The organism is Cyanobacteria bacterium GSL.Bin1 (assembly GCA_009909085.1).
Classification (GTDB): Bacteria; Cyanobacteriota; Cyanobacteriia; order Cyanobacteriales; family Rubidibacteraceae; genus Halothece.
On the sequence record JAAANX010000094.1, the window covers coordinates 1 to 17,477 of the forward strand.

Sequence of the window (17,477 nt, forward strand, 5' to 3'; positions counted from 1 at the left end):
ATGCAAGAGAAATTTGGGCTTCAACCATCCTCATTGACATGCGCGTCATCTGATTCTTTCCGAATTCCGAGTTCAACTTCACCATCCCATCTTGATTCATCACCAAAAGTGAGCAAGAGCCGTAATTATTTGCCACTTGAATCGAAGTACATGATGGCTTGGCAAACTCAGCAAGAATTGAACATTCAATATGTGGCGATCACCAGAGCAAAACATTCTTTATTCTTAGTTCCTTTGGGAAAAACGGCTCAGGTTGACCTCACTAAGAAATATGGAGGGATGAGATTTCCTGATTGCAATGCAAAAGAAGGCTTACTTTAACGACATCATCAAATGGAGCCGAGGGGCAACCCTCAGCTTAAATCAGTTTTTAGACGTTTTAAAAGAAACCGACCCCAGCAGCGATCGCGCAGGAAGAATGGGAAGAAGCCAAGGGAGTTGCCAGCCGAGGAATCGAAAAACTGACCGAGGCAACAACCCTTTCCACCACTGCCAAACACGCCATAAGAGGAATTGGGGGAATTAAAAAATTAGGGCTGATGACCGAAAAGCAAGAGACATGGCTGAAAAAAGAATTTATCAATCTCTATGAAAGTTATTTAAAAGTTCCTTACAAATTATTGGGAGAAGCAAGAAACGAGCCATTAACCCCTATCTCTGGTAGTGAAAAAATTGGGAGGCGGATGAATCAATGACAACTCGCGAACAGATTTTAAAAGTACTTAGCCCCTTTCCTTGCACTCGTGAGGAAATTATTGAGAGCTTTTATTTCACCCGTTCTATTACAGGAATTGAGAAAGAATTGTATGAATTGGAGTTGAAGGGAACGATTTATATGAACTGTTGTAACGAAAAGTAAATTTTAATAACAAATACTTGACTTTTGAGGGAGAGTAATTTGGCTTATCTCTGTAACTTGAGGGAAGTGAGGGCGCGTAGGTTGGAAGGCATCGCGCAGGAGACAGCACAAGACTCAGAAACTTTACAGAATGGGGAAAAGAGCGACTTTAACTGCCATTAGGAGGATATTCAAGAAAATGTTACTGCCAGAAACGGAAGTTCAACCAGCCTTAGAGCAAGCGCAAAGAGCCTTTCCCCGTTTTACTAACTGGAATTATATTAACCAAGCCAATGGAGACTATTTTGGGTTTACCATGTGGGGAGAATTGACGATCAAGCCTGATGAAACGATGCCTAGATACTTTTTTATCACGATCGATGCTCCTGAAAACCAATGGCGAGGAACCTTAACCATCGGACAACATTCTTATCTTTGGTCGAGTGCAGATGCCGGCGATGCTCACTTGCTAGGAACCGGTTATTGTGATTCTCTAGAAGCAGCAATTAGCCAATTGAAAGCAGAAATCGAAAGACTGTTTCAGGCAATTTTGGGGAATTAAAGAAGCGCGATTGGACTCCATTCATGCTTTACTTACCGTGCTAGATGGGCAGAAAAATTGGAGGTTTCTGTTGAATCCATTAGGCTGCGATCAATGCGAAATAAGTGGGCATCCTGTTCATCAACGGGACGCTTAACCTTTGATAGTTCTTGATTAGAGTTGCCTCCTCATTTACAAGACCACGCGATCATCCATGAACTCTTACACCTACAAATTCCGAATCATGGGAGATTATGGCAATGTTTAATGGAAGCCTATCTGGGAGACTATCAATCTTGTAAACGAGAGTTAAAGAAAATTGCGCGCGATCGCGTGAAGTTAAAGAACTAGGCTGACTCTAACTGTTTGTTTAAATATTCATTTTCGGGTGTTTCTCCAATCTCCCAACACTCAGTTCCAACCTTCTGCAGGTGATTCCCCGAAATTGGAAAATGCATTTCGAGAAGTGGAGGAATGGAAAAAGCACGTTGCAGTCTTTTTAATTGGGTTTGTGTTGCACCGCATTATTGTCGCCATTCGTAAAAAGCCTGAGTTAAGGCAGGACGAAATTTGGCTGACTTCGTTTTGGAACGCGTAGGTCGGAGACCGAGCCGTAGGCATCGTCAATCGCTTTGTTCCAGTTTAAGAAGTTTCAACCAACTTTACCAGTGAGCCGTATCAGAACCGCCTTTAATCGGACCAACGACACGAGACGTAACCCATCCCGCATAAAGACCTCCCGGTTGCGGTTTAGCGCGTTCATCTCCCAGAAAACAGGTGAGCTGTGCTGGATGAGGGGCAACCCAGCCTGCCAGTTGCTCAAAGCCCCGATTCAAATCCGTTAGAGGATTATCATAAGAAAACGCTCCCCATTTTGCCCTGAGTCCCCCTGCAACCACATCATATTGAGTAGCGACCCCTTTCCACTCACAGATAGAAAACTCACCATTCGTCACTAAGACATCCTCTCGCCAATCTTTAGGAGGAGCATAATAAACTGGCGCACCGGCAGTTTCGACAATCCTTTTGGCGCGACTGCTTTCCATCACTAGAGTGTCTCCGAGATAAGCGCGAATGGATGCTTCGGCAAGACGGATTTCTGGCGGGCGAGGGTAGTCCCAGACACTTTCTTGATTCGATCCCGGTATCTGGCGAACGAGATCAGGGGGCGGGAGTTTTTCCCATTTTGCTCTGGTGGCAAGCAGATGGGGCATCAGGGTTTTGATGTCTGGAGGGTTAGCCATAAGATGTTGAGAGAAATGGTTTCTACAATTTTTATTTCTTTGATTAATGAATTGCCATTTGCTGTCTGTCCACTTCAATCATCAACTCGTCCCCTTCCTTTAGTCCATCAATGGGACAGGTAATAATCTCCAGAATATCGGGAGCTTGAAAATGTTCGGGCTTAGTCTCAGGATGAGGATAGTAAATCAATCCATTTAATGGGTTATTGGAATCCGTCACAATTCGGCAATCAAAAAACGAGAAGTCTTCGGCAGGATTCTCAGGTGACCACTTCACGTTTTTAAAGGTGAATTTGGGAACTTTGACTTCATATTGGTGTGGAAAAATAGAGAGATTGATCGTGCCTAAATAGTAGTTATCGAGATTAAGTCCCCTTTCATGGAAAAATGGTTTTTGCAATTCCAGCGTCCCTTTCGGGAAGCGAGGATCGCCGGATTTTCCTGAGGCAACACCATATCCTCTCTGAACCTTGCCTTTGACTGAAATCCAATTTCCCATTCCCATGCCTGAGTTAGGTAGTCTTTACAATTTTACTATTATGGTTGTTCTTACGCATCAGAAGTGGATTCACGTTTTTTACCTTGAATGTTAGGAAGTGTTTACCCCATGGATTAATATCTATAAATCGTTGCTTTGAACAGCCACTAGCTCTTGATAACTCTTGATTAAACTAGAAAGTTGAGAAATTTCATCACTGACATCAGTATCTTCATCTTCGTTGAGTATAGTTTCATAAAATCTTTCCAGTAGCTGTTGATGCTTTTCAATCAACTGTTCATGCTTCGTTTGCCAAGATTGCTCTTTTGGTGAAGACATAAATCAATTTATAATTGCAAAAACATGATTATCCCTTTAAAAACTATCATTAACCCACCCACAACTCAGTCTCATGAACATTGTTATTGCTCATGACTTTAATGATTTCGCTCGGTGCATCATGATTCGTACACGGGTTTTTGTTATCGAACAAAATATTTGCGCTGAGATTGAAACCGATAAATGGGAAAATTCCTCCACTCATTACCTTGCGACTGATGGGGAAAAAGCTCTAGCAACAGCGCGATGGAGATTAATTGACAACCAAGCCGCTAAGATTGAACGGGTTGCCGTTTTGAAAGAAGCACGGGGTCAAGGGGTGGGAACGGCATTGATGCGCTACCTTCTCCAAGAGATTCATTCTCAGCCCAATATCCAAACCATTAAACTGGGCTCTCAAAATTCAGCCATTCCCTTTTATGAAAAACTGGGCTTTCAAGTCATCGGTAAAGAATACCTCGATGCTGGCATTCCCCATCACCTCATGGTTAAAAATAATTCTGATGTATGAATCGCGGTGCAATTATTGACCCAACGGGCTGCTATCGCTACTTGCTGTGGCGAGAATGGGAACCGAACACTTCTCGGATTACCTTTATCATGCTCAATCCCAGTCGCGCCGATGCCACGGTTGATGACCCCACGATTCGCCGTTGTTTGGGGTTTGCTCAAGATTGGGGATATGGTTCCTTAGCCGTGGTTAATCTTTTTGCTTACCGCACCTTTAATCCGACTATTTTGAAAGAAGTCAGTGACCCGATTGGACCCGAAAATGATCAATATCTTCAAGAAACCATTCAACAGGGACACTTAACGGTTATCGCTTGGGGAAATCGAGGCAATTTGAATCATCGCTCGCAAGAAGTGATGAAGTGGCTCACTGAGTTGGACTTCCTTTACTGTCTAGGGATTACCCAGTGTGGTTTTCCTCGCCATCCTCTTTATCTGAAAAAAGACACGCCATTGATGCGCTATTCCCCTTAAAGTCAGAGGTCTTGGAAGATTAACCACTATCATTTAAGCTAAAAGTAAAGATAACTGCTCTACTTTTTACTTTTTAATCATGGCTGATTCGGAACTGGTGGAGGGGATACTGATCCCCTCAACACAATCCAAACCCCCTCTCTCAACATTGGAGCCAGAAGAAAAATGTTCCTTTACCTCTGATGACCAGGTGGTACAAGATTGGTTAGCAGATAAGAGTGCGCATACGCAGAAGAGTTACTTTGCTACGCTACAGCAGTTTTTGGGCTTGATTGGCGGGAAACCGTTACGCGCTGTTGCCAAGTCTGATATCAGAATGTTTTTGGATTATTGTTTGCATGAACGAGCAAATTCGTCCGATACGGTGAACAAGAAGTTAGCAGCCCTGAAGTCTTTGTTTCGTCACTGTGTTTCGGAGTATTATCGCGACTTTAATCCGGCTAAGATGCACCCACTCTGGCTGTAATTGGAGTATTCGGCTAGGATCAATTAATTTAAGTTAGAAAAAACAGTTTGAGTTGATTAAAGGTTGAAATAATTATAATCCCTGGTTCTCCATCAAACCCATTAACTTGCGTTTGCGACCATGAGTTTTCACCAGTTGTTCTCGGTACTGGAGCCATTCCGATTCTTGGTTAATTGCCAAATAAGTAGCGTGGACTCGTTTTAACCACTGCACAGCAGCTTCGTATGATTTAGCGTCAGAACGTTCAATAATGGATTCAGCACGGGCTTTGGCACTATCAATGATCCATTGGCTATGACTTTCGAGAACCTGATCCATTACTTTGAAAATGAGTTGCGTATGGTAACTGGATAAATGACTCACGATCGCGATCGCGTCCTCGATCAACCCTTCTTTTAAGAAAATATTGACCTTTGCCGTTTCTGCTCTCCAACTATCGGTTTCTCGGAGGGATTGTAATAATTCTGTTCTCAAGTCTGACCAATTGTGAGCTAAGGCTTCGAGCCTTTCATAGTCGGAGAAAGACGGTTCCATTTTGAAGGCAATGATCTTTGCTTCTAAAGCAGCCTCAGAATCGCCTATGGTTTCTGCGAGCTTGCTGGTCCAAATGGCAAATCCAGAATCTCGGACTAAGAAGTCGTTATCTTGAGGATCGAAACACAATTCCAGTCCCAATTGGGCAATGATTAGGGCTTGTGATTGATATTCTTTTTCCCATAAGGTTTCCGCTAAGGCTTTGGCTTCTAGGAAAGAATTGATCGCAGTGGGAGCAAGGGCCATCACTTGTTCAACTCGTCCCAACCGAGCCAGCATGATTAAGTAGTCTTCAATTTGTCCTTCCGCTTTGGCTAAACGAAGATATTCTTCATAACGTTCTTGCCGTTCGAGAATTTTTAGACGCACTCGGCTCAAGTCTTCTGCCCACTCAGGGGGTTCACCTCGCCAAGGTCGTTGTTCTGGCGTTTCCCCGGATAGCACCTTTAATAAGGGAGGATAATCCCAGCCTTGGCGTAAGGCTTCCAGAGCCATTGCAAAACTGCCCCATTCCTCTTGCCACATTTCTATTGCTTCTTGCCACAGTAAAACTTCCTCTTCCATGAAGTCTTCACTTAAAATCGCTTCGGTACAAGCGCGATCAAAATCAATGTCTATATCTTCGGGTTCTAAGCCATAGTCAGAAACCACGTCCCAATTTTCAAAACATCCTTCGATAATTCCCTGTAAAATCATTAAAGCATTGTTGCCATCTCCGCGTTCGGCAAATGTCATCGCTTCATCAATGAGCCGAGACAATCTCAACTCAACGTCATTGTCGTCCCAACCATTTTCCCAAGCGAGGACAGTATCGTGCAGAATTTGTTCCACTCGTCGCTTAAAGGGAGCGGAATCAACCGTTGTTCGCTTCGGTTGGGCTTTGCTTGATTTTGACTCTGTGGGGGCTGGCGTTGCTGTAAATAAACGACTGACCTGAAAATCAATCTCTTCGATCAGGGTCGGATCGTTTTCCACCAGTGCTTGAATCAAATTTTGGGTTTGGACAAGATTCAATTGATCGAGTAATTCATTGAGACTCGGGCGTTCTTGAATCTCCTCAGGCTGATTTAAACAAAACAGAAGTGTCGCGACAATATGTTTGCACCACCCTTCAAAGCTATAGGCACAAGTGCAGGTGGTGTGGGTGATTCCGTGGTCGTCAAAAGTGATTGTAATGTGATAAGGGTCGATTTCATTCCCTTCTACTTGACTAGAAATGGTCTGCTTGCGCTGTGTTACGGAGAAGACGGCTCCCGTGTGAAAATAATCTTGACCGCGCTCTAAAGACTGAGGTCTGGTATTTTCCTCAATGACAGCATACGTTAAGTTCGGAATCACCATACTTGTTCAATTTGTCACCTTGTTTGATTTTAGCTGAGGAAACCTAGGGGTAAGGTGTTTTCTTTTTTATCTAACTCGCGCTATTCCATGTTTGAAGATTCGGTAACGTACAAGAATTTAATAACTAGAAAGTGATGGGTTTGAAAAGCTCTAACTTAGACTTGGTAGGAGTTAGCTTAACTCCAGAAACTGGACTAAATTTGGACTACCTGTTCCAAAAAACCTAGGCAAAGCTCCCTTTTAGAGAGTTTGATTGACAAACAGCAGGAAGTCTAAAAAAGTTCATGCCTGAGAAATCCGCAGTGATCGTCAAAATAAGCTTTTAACCCCCAGCTTTCTGGAGGCTTCCGAATGTCCTCAAATAGTCCAAATTTAGTCCAAGTGTTAGTCCAAAATGATAAAAAATGAGATTAGCAAAGGCTGGAATGCTTATATGGAAGAATTTTTAAGAAGCGGGTAAGGGGACTCGAACCCCTGACATTCACCTTGGGAAGGTGACGTTCTACCACTGAACTATACCCGCGCTAGATGACTATTATAGAAGATTTTCTCGTGACTGGAAAGCATTGTTGTTTACCCTGAAAAGTGGCGCACAAAATGACAGTTTAGTATCTATTTTGTCATAAATCTTAGTATCAACAGGTCTAGAATAGAGCATAATCGCCCTCAGGAGGATAAACAATGGGTTTAGCCAAAGGTGTTGAAATTTATGCTTTAGAGTCTATTCAAGGGGGAATGTCACAGTTTTATACTCCCCAAGCCAGCAACGAAACAATGCTGGTTGAAATTCCAGCCAATAGTGTTGATGATTTGTTTGTCCATCATTTCCAAACTGATCAGTTATTAGTGGTACGGGGCAGTTTTATTCTTGTCGTGTTGCAAAATCGTCGCTATGAATACATTCATTTGCGCGATCGCTGCCCCCAAGTCGTCAAAATTCCGCCCGGGATTCCTCACACCTCAATTAATCCCTATCCGGAAAACTGTCTTCTAGTCAATGCAGTACTTAGACATGGCTCACCTCATCCCAAAGATTATCAGCCCTTACCCCCCCCTTTTCCCTATAACTTTGATTGGGTAGAAAAGCAACTCTGCAAAGTCTAGTCAAAACTGATATATTCTTCAAGATAAGGGAGTTACAAGTGCCTCACTTCAGCTTCGCGGCAGTGACGATTGGTTAAAATACCTTAAAATTAAAGCACTGTAGACAGTTTATGTCTCAACATTAACTTTGAGTATGCCCTTACTGATTTTGGTTGCTGAGGATGATCCCGGGATTCAACTCGCCGTACAAGACTACTTAGAACTCTTAGGTTATAGAGTGGTTACTGCCAAAAATGGTGATGAGGCATTACGGCAACTGGAAACCTATCATCCTCATCTGATTGTTGCCGATATCAAAATGCCAAAAAAAGATGGGTTTGAACTGATTCATCAAGTTCGCGAACGTCCAGAATTCCGGCTCTTACCGGTAATTTTTCTAACGCAACGGGGAACGACTGCTGATCGCATTCGGGGGTATCAAGCCGGTTGTGATGTTTATCTCCCCAAACCCTTTGAAATGGAAGAATTGGGAGCAGTGATTCGGAATTTATTAGCGCGATCGCAGATGACCCAATCGGAACAAGCGTTTAGTCCGCAAGCCAATTCCCTGTCGTTCCCTGAGCACGAAGATGGAAGAGAAGACTTTCATTTTACTCAACGGGAGACAGATGTTTTAGAACTCCTCACCCAAGGCTTATCCAACACTGAAATGGGGCAAAAATTACATCTCAGTCCCCGGACTGTGGAAAAATATGTCAGTAGTCTCTTACGCAAAACTGACACCAATAATCGTGCGGAATTAGTCAGCTTTGCGCTCAAACATCATCTGATTTGATAGAATGACTGGACCTATAATTTATCAATATGCTCCCCGAGAAAAGGGGACCTTGATTAAACGCTATAAACGCTTTCTCGCTGATATTGAACTTGACTCAGGAGACGTCATTACTGCCCATTGTCCAAACACGGGTCCCATGACAGGAGTTTGTACACCCGGTAGCCTAGTGCTGGTTTCTTATAGCGATAATCCGAAGCGAAAACATGCCTACACCTGGGAAGCCATTCAAGTGAACGATACGATTCCGACTTGGGTGGGCATTAATACAAATTTACCGAATCGGGTGATTAAATATGCCTTAGAACATCATCTGTTACCCGATCTCGCCCATTGTTATCAAAGGGTACAACCAGAAGTCCGCTATGGCAAAGACAATCAAAGTCGGATTGATTTTTTATTAACAGGGAAGGAACAAGCCCCCATTTATTTAGAAGTGAAAAATGTCACGTGGGCAAAAGAAAAGCAAGCGTTGTTTCCTGATACCGTCACCACTCGGGGTCAAAAGCATTTACGAGAATTGATGGCACTACCCCCTAACGCTCATGCGGTTATGTTGTATTTTATTAATCGCGGGGATTGTACTGATTTCAGTGCCGGTGAAACCGCTGACCCGAAATATGCTGAACTGTTAACAGATGCAATGAAAAAAGGGGTGAAAGTGCTCCCCTATCGCTTTGAAAATACGGTTGAGGGCATTAAATTTTTAGGAAAAGCAGAGATGATTCGTCATTAGTCATTGGTGATTGGTCATTAGTTCTTTGTTACTCATTAGCCACTGGTTACTGGTCAATGGGAATCAACTATCTGGTTCAGAAATCAACCCTTGAAAAATGGTAAAATCTGGCTACCGAATTTTTGAGAATTAACGATGTTTATAAAATCAATGCTTAAACGATTGCTTGCTTTTAGTTTAGTGGTGATGATCACTGTTGTGGGTTTAGCTGGCTGTAGTGGCGCTGATACCGGCTTAACTGGAAATTATCGCCAAGATACCCTGACCGTTTTAGAAACGTTACGGACGACTCTCGAAATTCCCGTTGATGACCCCAACCGAGAAGAAATCCGAGAGAAAGCGCGTGAGCAACTGAATGATTATGCCGCTCGTTATCGTCGCAACGAACAAGTGGCTGGCCTCCGTTCTTTTACCACAATGCAAACGGCTCTCAATGCCTTAGCCAACTATTATACTTCGGCTTATGCCACACGGCCAATTCCCCAAAAAGTCAAAGATCGCGTCTCTCAAGAGTTTGCGCAAGTGGAACGGGCATTACGCCGGGAAGAAACCTAGGATTGAGTTTTTACCAAAAAGTCTCGTTGATATACTGTACTATGCAGGGCGTTTGAGGGGAAAGTTTGTTGGTAAAGTTACACTTTCGTTATTTCTAAGGGGATGACTTGATATGTCGAATCCGTTTAATTCCTTGAAGTCCCTGCATAGCTTACTTCGATTTCTAATCTTGGCAATTTTAACAACGAGTTTACTGGTGGGAATAACGGGGAGTTTATCCCCAGTGACGGCTGCTCAAAGTAATAACTATTGTCGATTTAACGATCGCGCGATCGCGCAGAAAGATCAGCTTCGCAACCAGGTATTTAACGGTGATACGAACGCCGAACCAGAGTATCAAAGTTTAATTCAACGCCACGGCGAACAACTGGTAGAGTGTCGAAACCGAACTTGGCCCCAAACCCAAGCGATTTGGCTAAGACTCTATCCCTGCGATACCTTACCGGGAAGAGTGGAAGAAATCTTAGATCATATTGTTGATTCCGGGTATAACGAAGTTTATGTAGAAGTTTTTTATAGCGGGCAAGTGTTGCTGCCAGCGAGCGAAAATAACACCCCTTGGGATTCTGTTTTGCGTTCGCCATCAGTTAGTGATAAAGACTTACTAGCAGAGGTAATTGCCAAAGGGCATGAACGTAACTTAAAAGTCTATGCTTGGCTGTTTAGTTTGAACTTTGGTTATGCTTATGCTCAACGTCCGGATCGGGAACAAGTTTTAGCTCGCAATGGCTATGGCAGAACGAATTTGTCTGATAGTGGAGAAGACGCCAAAGCCTTTGTTGATCCGTATAATCAACAAGCCAGACAAGACTATCTACAAATGCTCTCGCAGGTTTTAAAGCGGGAACCGGATGGTGTTTTATTTGACTATATTCGTTATCCGCGCAGCACCGGCACTAAATCGGTTGTTACCGATGTCAAAAATCTTTGGATCTATAGCGATGCGGCGTTCAACACCCTTCTGAATCGGGCTTTAAATGAAAAAGGACGGTTTTTGATTCGACGTTTTATTGAGAACGGTTATATTACCCGTAATGATGTCGAGAGAGTCACTGAGATGGAACCGAAAGGAAAACCACCATTGTGGCAAGGGCGCAAAGTGAAAGCAACGGAAGCGAAAATGACCTTGGAAGGTCGCCAAACGCTCCTGCAAGAACAATTATGGTACTTGAGTGTGGCTCATGCAGCGCAAGGAGTCATCGACTTTCTTTCCTTGGCGGCTGATTTGGTTCAAGGGCAAAATATTCCCAGTGGAGCGGTCTTTTTCCCGGATGCTAATCGGGTGGTCGGAGAACAAGGGTTTGATTCTCGCTTACAGCCGTGGACAAGATTTAATGATGTTGGACAATGGCATCCGATGTCCTACGCGGTGTGTGGTCGTGCCAGTTGTATTGTCGATTTGGTGCAACGAACCATGAGTGTTGCTGATTCTGAGTTGGAAGTTGTTCCAGCCTTGGCAGGGCTTTGGGGAAGAAACTATAAAGATCGTCCTCCGCTAGAAATGCAAATGGAAGCCATTCGGCGGAAAGTTCCCCGAGTTGCGGGTGTCAGTCATTTTGCGTATTCTTGGCAATTTCCAGAGCGCGATCGCGATCGTAAATTCTGTTCTTTGGGAGATAATTGATCCTGTCTTCATTGCTATCGGTTTTCTTATGAAAAGACCCATTGCGCTTTTTCTGGCTGGTTGCCTCACTGCTTGTAATCCCTCAGCTCAAGACGGCAAAGTGAGGGGGGACATTGAGGATTGCCCGGATCCGCCAGAAGAAGCGGTTTCCCTTGTCTCTCCTACCCAACAAGATATTCCCAACCCTTTTGATTTCTTGACAGAAGAGATTACTGCAAACGACGATTGGATTCGCTTTCAAAGCGAGAACTATGATTTTGTCTATTGTCGGGGCAATGAGAAATGGACCGTGCAACCGGGCACGTATCAACCGGCAGAGGAACCGGTGGTGGGAGAGGAGTTTTATGAACAACTTGCTAATCCGTCCTATCAAAGTGTTGACTTTCAGGGGAAAACCTATCAATATCGAACGCGCCTTGAACCCAATCCTTTTGCAGAAAACGCACAGTATCAAGAAGCTGAGCGGGTGCTGTTTGAAATCCTGCCGCCGGATCAAGACACACCGCTGGTACAGGAACTGTACACCCGAGAAGAGGTAAAAAATGCCAATTTGGGATTTAGTTTGGCTTACCCGGAAGCGTTGAAGGCTATTCCCTGGCGCGATCGGCTACTCTGGTCAATTACTGCCCCGCAAGGAGAAGGTTTTACGGGTCTGGCGACGCTTTTCACTTATCATCCTGAGACAGAAGAAATTGAAATCATCCAACCTGAAGCGATCAAAGGGCAAATCATTACTGATCTTGCTGTTTCTGAACAAAATCCGAACCTGCTTTGGTTGACCACCCAAACTTCAGGAGAAGGAAACCCTTACTTACCCGGGATGGGGCTCGTTCGTTACGATACTCAAAATCAGACGGTTACCAGCTATCATGTCCGGAATAGTCCTTTGGTCGGTGCCATTCCCACGCAACTTTGGATCGAAGGAAAAGCGCTTTGGGTGGGAACCGGTAATGGCATTTGTCAAGTACAATGGCAAACGGTTGAGAATCCCGAGAGTTGGTCTTGCTGGCGGTATGCTGTCTTCGCTGAACCTCCCGAAAATATTGCTCTGTTCGCCACCTCCAGCGCCGAAACAGAAGCGACGACCTTAGAACCCACTGCACCACTAGAAATCCTCTGGCAGAGTCCCCTCTTTGCTTCCAAACAACGCTATGAAGTTCGCTATGAGGAGGGATTTGTGATTACAGTAGAAGAAGGAAAAACCAGCTGGTCAGACAGAAATTGGGAAGTTCCTGCCTATTTTGCTCCCATTGATTGGCCAGGACGAGAATGGCATTGGAACGGCGATCATTTCCAACGGGGCTTTGATGAAGTTGCTTTTAATTTTGTCGGTGGGGGTCCCACCGGGGTAGGTACCACATTTAACTATGCAGATGGATTACCGGCGAATACGCATCATGCCTTGCGCGGAGATTTGACCTTACTAGAACTCACAGAAACGCAAACTAAAGTTCGCCATTACTCCGGTTGGGTGGCGCAAGAGAACTTATCTCCCTATGTCACCATTTTGCCAGTGGAACCGAGTCAAAATCCACAGCCCAATCCTTTAGCAGAAAAGTAAGACTTGCTACCGCTAGTGCCCAGACTTCATGCTAAGTTAAGCGCCATCTTTATCGAAATATAATCTATGGCGCGTACCTTTGTTGGCAAGCTGAAAACTCTCTGGCGTTATCCGGTTAAGTCGATGCAAGGAGAGGTCTTGGAAACGTCCGAGATTGGAACAAAAGGGTTATTAGGCGATCGCGCTTATGCACTTTGGGATGTGGCAACCGATCGCGTTGCTAGTGCGAAGAATCCTAAGCAATGGTCAGCACTGCTCAATTGCCATGCCACACTGGCGCAGACTCCTGAAACCTATCAACCGCTGCCTCCGGTTCACATTGCCCTCGGGAATGGACTTCACCTCACCAGCGAACAATCGGATCTCAATACTCACCTTTCTGACTGGATGGGTCGTGAAGTGAAGTTTCTCACTGCCGCACCGGAAACGCCGACTCTCGATCAATATTGGCCCGATGTGGCAGGGACTGCTCATCGAGATACGGTTACTCAACTGTTTATGCCGCCAGGGACCTTCTTTGATTCTTGTCCAATTCACGCTTTAACCACAGCCACCCTAAGGGCACTGGAAAATCTTTATCCCACCGGAAATTTTGCACCGCGCCGCTTTCGTCCCAATTTACTGATTGAAACCGAATCTCACTCCACAGGATTTATTGAAAATGATTGGGTGGGGCAAACCATTACCATTGGTGAAGAGGTGACACTTCAGGTGGATACGGCTTGTCCCCGTTGTGTTGTCACTACTTTAGCACAAGGGGAATTACCGCAAGATTTAGACATTTTGAAAACAACGGCTCAACATAATAATGTGATTGCTGGCATTCGTTTATCCGTCAAGCAAGGGGGAACCATTCGCACTGGCGATCCGGTTTGGGTGGAAGCCAGGACCGATTAAGATCTTGAACAGGTTGAGTTAAGACTTCCTAAATAAGGCAGTGGCACACAAATCCTCAATACTCCTCAAGTTCGGATCCCCAGCTAAGTAACTAATGCCGCGATGTAAATGTAAGCGAAACTGCTGGGCAAGGGTTTCCGCATCAGTGCCCAGTTCATCTTGATAACAGCGTTGTTTGAGGGCAAGAATCAACAAATCGGACATTTCCCCTCCGAAGACCCGCCAGGTGAGTTCTAAGTTGCTGTCGGACGGAATGGGAACCGGTGAAGGCTTTGTGGGTTCAGCGAGGGAACGGCAAAAGCCCCATCGACAGAGAATATTCCATTGTTCGATTTTAGTTTGGCGTTTCAGTTTAATCAGTTGATCCCGTCCGGTTTTGGAGAGGCGGATCCGTTCGAGAGGGGGTTCCATATTGTTTAGTGATCGTTTACCAGTTACGAATAGTGGGGGAGGGGGAAACCAGGAGAGCAGATGAAAGTGACAAGAATAAATCAAACTTTAATTCTCAGTGATCCATTGTTGCAGTGTCGTGACAACATCAGGAATGGGAATTTCCTCGGCAGATTGGTCGGCTCGTTTCACCACTTCCACTTTCCCTTCTTTCAGAGAGCGCCCAGTGACAATACGGTAGGGAATGCCAATTAAGTCCGCATCTTTAAATTTAACCCCGGCTCGTTCATCGCGATCATCGAGTAAAACTTCGATGCCGACCTTTGATAAGTCTTGGTAAAGGGTTTCTGCGATTTCAGATTGTTGGGTGTCGGTTATGTTGGGAACGGTAATAATTACCTGATACGGCGCGATCGCGACAGGCCAAATCATGCCATTTTTATCATAGGATTGTTCTACGGCTGCTTGGGCTAACCGAGAGACACCAATTCCGTAACAGCCCATGTAGAGGGGTTTTTCTTCCCCTTGTTCGTTGGTATAAGTCGCCCCCATGGCTTCGGAGTATTTGGTTCCCAGTTGGAAAATATGTCCCACTTCAATCCCACGGGCACTTTGCAGCAGTTGGTTGGGATCATGCACGGCGCGATCGCGCACTTGTGCTTCTCGCACATCCACCACGGTTTCCGGTCGGGTAAAGTGTTCTCCCCAGTTAGCACCAACAACGTGATAGCCAGTTTCGTTGGACCCGGTAACGAAGTTTTCCAGATTGACAGCAGTTTGATCAATTAAGCGTAAAAATTTCGGCTCGACTTTCTGACTTCCTTGAATATAATCATCGCTGAGATCAGGGGCAATATAGCCTAAAGGGAGAGCCCGCGTCGCCCATTTTTTCTGGGCGTCTACATCCGGGACATTCAAGGCAATTAGGGCTTGTGCGCCATGATTTGGGGCTAAACTGGCGAGAAAGTTATTCAGTTTGACATCATTGACATCTTGATCCCCACGAATACTCACTAAAACCAGCACTTGTTTCTCGTTATCATAAACGGCTTCGTAGAGAACATTTTTCACCACGGTGGTAGGAGAACAGTCTAAAAACTGGCAAAGAGCGGCAATAGTTGCAGTATTGGGGGTATCTCGTTTCTCATAGGTGGTAAAGGGAGAGGTTACTGCCTCTGGCGGAATTGAAACCGCTTTTTCTGAGTTCGCTGCATATTTCCCATCTGCGGTATAAAGCACTTCATCTTCACCGGCATCGGCAAGGACCATAAATTCTTGAGAAGCTGAGCCGCCAATGGCTCCTGAGTCCGCTTCCACGGCAGTAAAACTTAAGCCACAGCGCCGGAGAATATTGGCATAGGCTTGGCCCATGAGATTGTAGGTTTCTTTTAAACTATCAGGGTCGGCGTTGAAGGAATACGCATCTTTCATAATGAACTCACGACCGCGCATCAGTCCAAAACGGGGTCGAATTTCATCTCGGAATTTCGTTTGAATTTGATATAAATTTTGCGGTAGTTGGCGATAAGACCGGATACTATCGCGCGCGATCGCGGTAATCACTTCTTCATGAGTGGGTCCCAGTCCCAGTTGTCGCTCTTGCCGGTCAATGAGCGCAAACATAATGCCTTCTGCTTTGGTGTAGGTTTCCCAACGCCCCGATTCCTGCCATAATTCTGAGGGTTGGAGCTGGGGGAGTAAACATTCTTGCGCTCCGGTGGCATTCATTTCCTCACGGACAATCTGGGACACTTTATTCAGGACGCGCCACATTAGGGGAAGGTACGCATAAAGTCCACTCCCAATGCGACGAATATAACCCGCTCGGAGCAGCAATTGATGGCTCGGAATTTCAGCTTCTGCCGGGGTTTCCCTTAGCGTCACTAAGAGCATCTGAGACATGCGCATGGTTGTTTTTCCTTAAATCAGTTTCAGTAAATTGAATTTAGTTCACGCTTAAGCTACTCTATCGCGTTTATCCTCGGAAAATCGTTAATCCCTTCACCATAGCACTCCTCAACCGTGGCGCGATCGTTTTTTTAGACTTGCAATTTCGTTAAAATTTAAGTGATTCTTTGGAATGCTGCCTCGTTATGAATCAACTTTTCGCCTCAGCAGTGCTTTTATCAGCGGGGATTTTATTTCCCGCTTCTGTTTTGGCTCAATTTATTACCGATGAAACTAGTTGTCCCGCTCCTGTTCTCTCACAGCTCGATCGTCATCAAATTCAGCCGGATGAAACGGTAGAAAGTATTGCTCAACAATATAATTTATTGCCGGAAGTACTAATTCGTCTCAACCCAAATTTGCAACAAGACACGGTTCCTGTAGGTTCCGAAATTCTCATTCCGCCATTTAATGGGGTTCGCATCGAAGTCCCGGAGGGAACAACGTGGCAAGATTTGGAAGCCGCCTATGGCGTTCGCGCTGATGTATTATTTGAACTCAATGGTTGTACCGCCCAACCCCAAGTGGTTTTCCTGCCCGGTGTGGCGTGGCAAAGTCAAGATCCTGATGCTGTCTATACTTACACTGGTCTCAGTCATTATCCTTTGTCACAGTCTGGAGAAGTTGCGCTCAGTTATGGCTGGTCTGAAAATACAGAACAATCAAGTTTACACAGTGGCGTTGATATCGTCGTCCCCGTTGGAACCTCTGTTTTGGCAGCAGAATCAGGCAAGGTCGCCTTTGCCGGAGAACATCCCGTCTATGGGAATTTTATTATTATTAACCATGCGGGGGGGAAACAAACTCGCTATGGTCATTTGCAAACACTTGCTGTTCAACCTGATCAAACCATTACCGGAGGGCAAGCGATTGGTACCGTTGGAACAACTGGAAAACCCCATTCTCCCAATCCTCATCTCCACTTTGAAGTGCGTTATCAAACGCCACAAGGCTGGGTTGCCCAAGATCCAGAAATTCATTTAAACGCGATCGCGCAAGAAAGATAGAAATTATTTTCTATTGGAATTAAGGAAGGGAGGCTAACCTCACCGAAACTTATGGTTGAGTCACAGAAAGCCCCAATTCTCTTGCTTTCTGATAAGATTCAACAGACTCTGATTTT

22 protein-coding genes, 1 tRNA gene and 1 pseudogene are annotated in these 17,477 nt (G+C 44.9%); 17 read left to right on the forward strand and 7 right to left on the reverse strand.

Going from position 1 to position 17,477, the window contains the following annotated elements; translation table 11 throughout:
- Nucleotides 1-129 precede the first annotated feature (129 nt).
- The 6 genes and pseudogenes from GVY04_12570 (at nt 130) to GVY04_12595 (ending at nt 1,977) form a co-directional block, all read left to right on the forward strand.
- Nucleotides 130-321 carry a hypothetical protein gene (locus GVY04_12570; GenBank protein ID NBD16935.1) on the forward strand — a complete coding sequence of 64 codons (192 nt, stop codon included), beginning with the start codon at nt 130-132 and terminating at the stop codon, nt 319-321.
- Between the two features lie 218 nt (nt 322-539).
- Nucleotides 540-695, forward strand: a complete 156-nt coding sequence (locus GVY04_12575; GenBank protein ID NBD16936.1) for a hypothetical protein — start codon at nt 540-542, stop codon at nt 693-695.
- Nucleotides 692-859, forward strand: a complete 168-nt coding sequence (locus GVY04_12580; protein ID NBD16937.1) for a hypothetical protein — start codon at nt 692-694, stop codon at nt 857-859. Before GVY04_12575 ends, GVY04_12580 begins: the two co-directional genes overlap by 4 nt.
- A 178-nt stretch (nt 860-1,037) precedes the next feature.
- Nucleotides 1,038-1,400: a hypothetical protein gene (locus GVY04_12585; protein ID NBD16938.1), complete on the forward strand. Its 363-nt coding sequence runs from the start codon at nt 1,038-1,040 to the stop codon at nt 1,398-1,400.
- Between the two features lie 93 nt (nt 1,401-1,493).
- Nucleotides 1,494-1,730, forward strand: a pseudogene (locus GVY04_12590) (DUF45 domain-containing protein).
- A gap of 37 nt (nt 1,731-1,767) precedes the next feature.
- Nucleotides 1,768-1,977: a hypothetical protein gene (locus GVY04_12595; protein ID NBD16939.1), complete on the forward strand. Its 210-nt coding sequence runs from the start codon at nt 1,768-1,770 to the stop codon at nt 1,975-1,977.
- 64 nt (nt 1,978-2,041) lie between these two features.
- Here GVY04_12595 and GVY04_12600 read toward each other — a convergent pair whose 3' ends face one another.
- From GVY04_12600 to GVY04_12610, 3 genes are all read right to left on the reverse strand, one after another.
- On the reverse strand, nt 2,042-2,623 hold the full coding sequence (locus GVY04_12600; protein NBD16940.1) for a DUF427 domain-containing protein: 582 nt from the start codon (nt 2,621-2,623) through the stop codon (nt 2,042-2,044).
- A gap of 43 nt (nt 2,624-2,666) precedes the next feature.
- Nucleotides 2,667-3,122 (reverse strand): hypothetical protein, encoded by a 456-nt coding sequence (locus GVY04_12605; GenBank protein NBD16941.1) that lies wholly within the window; start codon nt 3,120-3,122, stop codon nt 2,667-2,669.
- A gap of 120 nt (nt 3,123-3,242) precedes the next feature.
- Nucleotides 3,243-3,440, reverse strand: a complete 198-nt coding sequence (locus GVY04_12610) for a hypothetical protein (GenBank protein NBD16942.1) — start codon at nt 3,438-3,440, stop codon at nt 3,243-3,245.
- Between the two features lie 73 nt (nt 3,441-3,513).
- On the opposite strand from GVY04_12610, the gene GVY04_12615 reads away from it, so the two are divergent.
- The 3 genes from GVY04_12615 to GVY04_12625 all read left to right on the forward strand — a co-directional run bounded on the left by GVY04_12615 (nt 3,514) and on the right by GVY04_12625 (nt 4,890).
- Nucleotides 3,514-3,951, forward strand: coding sequence for a GNAT family N-acetyltransferase (locus GVY04_12615; GenBank protein NBD16943.1), 438 nt, complete (start codon nt 3,514-3,516; stop codon nt 3,949-3,951).
- On the forward strand, nt 3,948-4,424 hold the full coding sequence (locus GVY04_12620; GenBank protein NBD16944.1) for a DUF1643 domain-containing protein: 477 nt from the start codon (nt 3,948-3,950) through the stop codon (nt 4,422-4,424). The genes GVY04_12615 and GVY04_12620 overlap by 4 nt, the downstream gene beginning before the upstream one ends.
- A gap of 79 nt (nt 4,425-4,503) precedes the next feature.
- Nucleotides 4,504-4,890 carry a site-specific integrase gene (locus GVY04_12625; protein ID NBD16945.1) on the forward strand — a complete coding sequence of 129 codons (387 nt, stop codon included), beginning with the start codon at nt 4,504-4,506 and terminating at the stop codon, nt 4,888-4,890.
- Nucleotides 4,891-4,962: 72 nt separating this feature from the next.
- On the opposite strand, the gene GVY04_12630 is transcribed toward GVY04_12625, so the two are convergent.
- Nucleotides 4,963-6,765: an SWIM zinc finger domain-containing protein gene (locus GVY04_12630; protein NBD16946.1), complete on the reverse strand. Its 1,803-nt coding sequence runs from the start codon at nt 6,763-6,765 to the stop codon at nt 4,963-4,965.
- A 451-nt stretch (nt 6,766-7,216) separates the two neighbouring features.
- Nucleotides 7,217-7,288: transfer RNA gene (locus tag GVY04_12635), tRNA-Gly, on the reverse strand.
- A 158-nt stretch (nt 7,289-7,446) separates the two neighbouring features.
- Between GVY04_12635 and GVY04_12640 the strand changes: the two genes are divergently transcribed.
- The 7 genes from GVY04_12640 to GVY04_12670 all read left to right on the forward strand — a co-directional run bounded on the left by GVY04_12640 (nt 7,447) and on the right by GVY04_12670 (nt 14,017).
- Nucleotides 7,447-7,869: a dTDP-4-dehydrorhamnose 3,5-epimerase gene (locus GVY04_12640; protein NBD16947.1), complete on the forward strand. Its 423-nt coding sequence runs from the start codon at nt 7,447-7,449 to the stop codon at nt 7,867-7,869.
- Nucleotides 7,870-8,002: 133 nt separating this feature from the next.
- Nucleotides 8,003-8,644, forward strand: a complete 642-nt coding sequence (locus GVY04_12645) for a response regulator (GenBank protein ID NBD16948.1) — start codon at nt 8,003-8,005, stop codon at nt 8,642-8,644.
- A gap of 4 nt (nt 8,645-8,648) precedes the next feature.
- Nucleotides 8,649-9,380, forward strand: coding sequence for a DNA/RNA nuclease SfsA (gene sfsA / locus GVY04_12650; GenBank protein ID NBD16949.1), 732 nt, complete (start codon nt 8,649-8,651; stop codon nt 9,378-9,380).
- 135 nt (nt 9,381-9,515) lie between these two features.
- Nucleotides 9,516-9,935, forward strand: a complete 420-nt coding sequence (gene psb27, locus GVY04_12655) for a photosystem II protein Psb27 (GenBank protein ID NBD16950.1) — start codon at nt 9,516-9,518, stop codon at nt 9,933-9,935.
- Nucleotides 9,936-10,047: 112 nt separating this feature from the next.
- Entirely contained in the window at nt 10,048-11,559 is a 1,512-nt protein-coding gene (locus tag GVY04_12660; GenBank protein ID NBD16951.1) for a family 10 glycosylhydrolase, read from the forward strand.
- Nucleotides 11,480-13,120: a hypothetical protein gene (locus GVY04_12665; protein NBD16952.1), complete on the forward strand. Its 1,641-nt coding sequence runs from the start codon at nt 11,480-11,482 to the stop codon at nt 13,118-13,120. Before GVY04_12660 ends, GVY04_12665 begins: the two co-directional genes overlap by 80 nt.
- Nucleotides 13,121-13,186: 66 nt before the next feature.
- Entirely contained in the window at nt 13,187-14,017 is an 831-nt protein-coding gene (locus GVY04_12670; protein ID NBD16953.1) for an MOSC domain-containing protein, read from the forward strand.
- Between the two features lie 18 nt (nt 14,018-14,035).
- Here the strand turns inward: GVY04_12670 and dndE are convergent, their stop codons facing one another.
- Nucleotides 14,036-14,428, reverse strand: coding sequence for a DNA sulfur modification protein DndE (gene dndE / locus GVY04_12675; GenBank protein ID NBD16954.1), 393 nt, complete (start codon nt 14,426-14,428; stop codon nt 14,036-14,038).
- Nucleotides 14,429-14,515: 87 nt separating this feature from the next.
- Nucleotides 14,516-16,315 carry a proline--tRNA ligase gene (locus GVY04_12680; GenBank protein ID NBD16955.1) on the reverse strand — a complete coding sequence of 600 codons (1,800 nt, stop codon included), beginning with the start codon at nt 16,313-16,315 and terminating at the stop codon, nt 14,516-14,518.
- A 185-nt stretch (nt 16,316-16,500) separates the two neighbouring features.
- Between GVY04_12680 and GVY04_12685 the strand changes: the two genes are divergently transcribed.
- The gene (locus GVY04_12685; protein NBD16956.1) at nt 16,501-17,361 is read left to right on the forward strand and encodes a peptidoglycan DD-metalloendopeptidase family protein; all 861 of its coding nucleotides are present in this window, start codon (nt 16,501-16,503) and stop codon (nt 17,359-17,361) included.
- Nucleotides 17,362-17,477 lie beyond the last annotated feature (116 nt).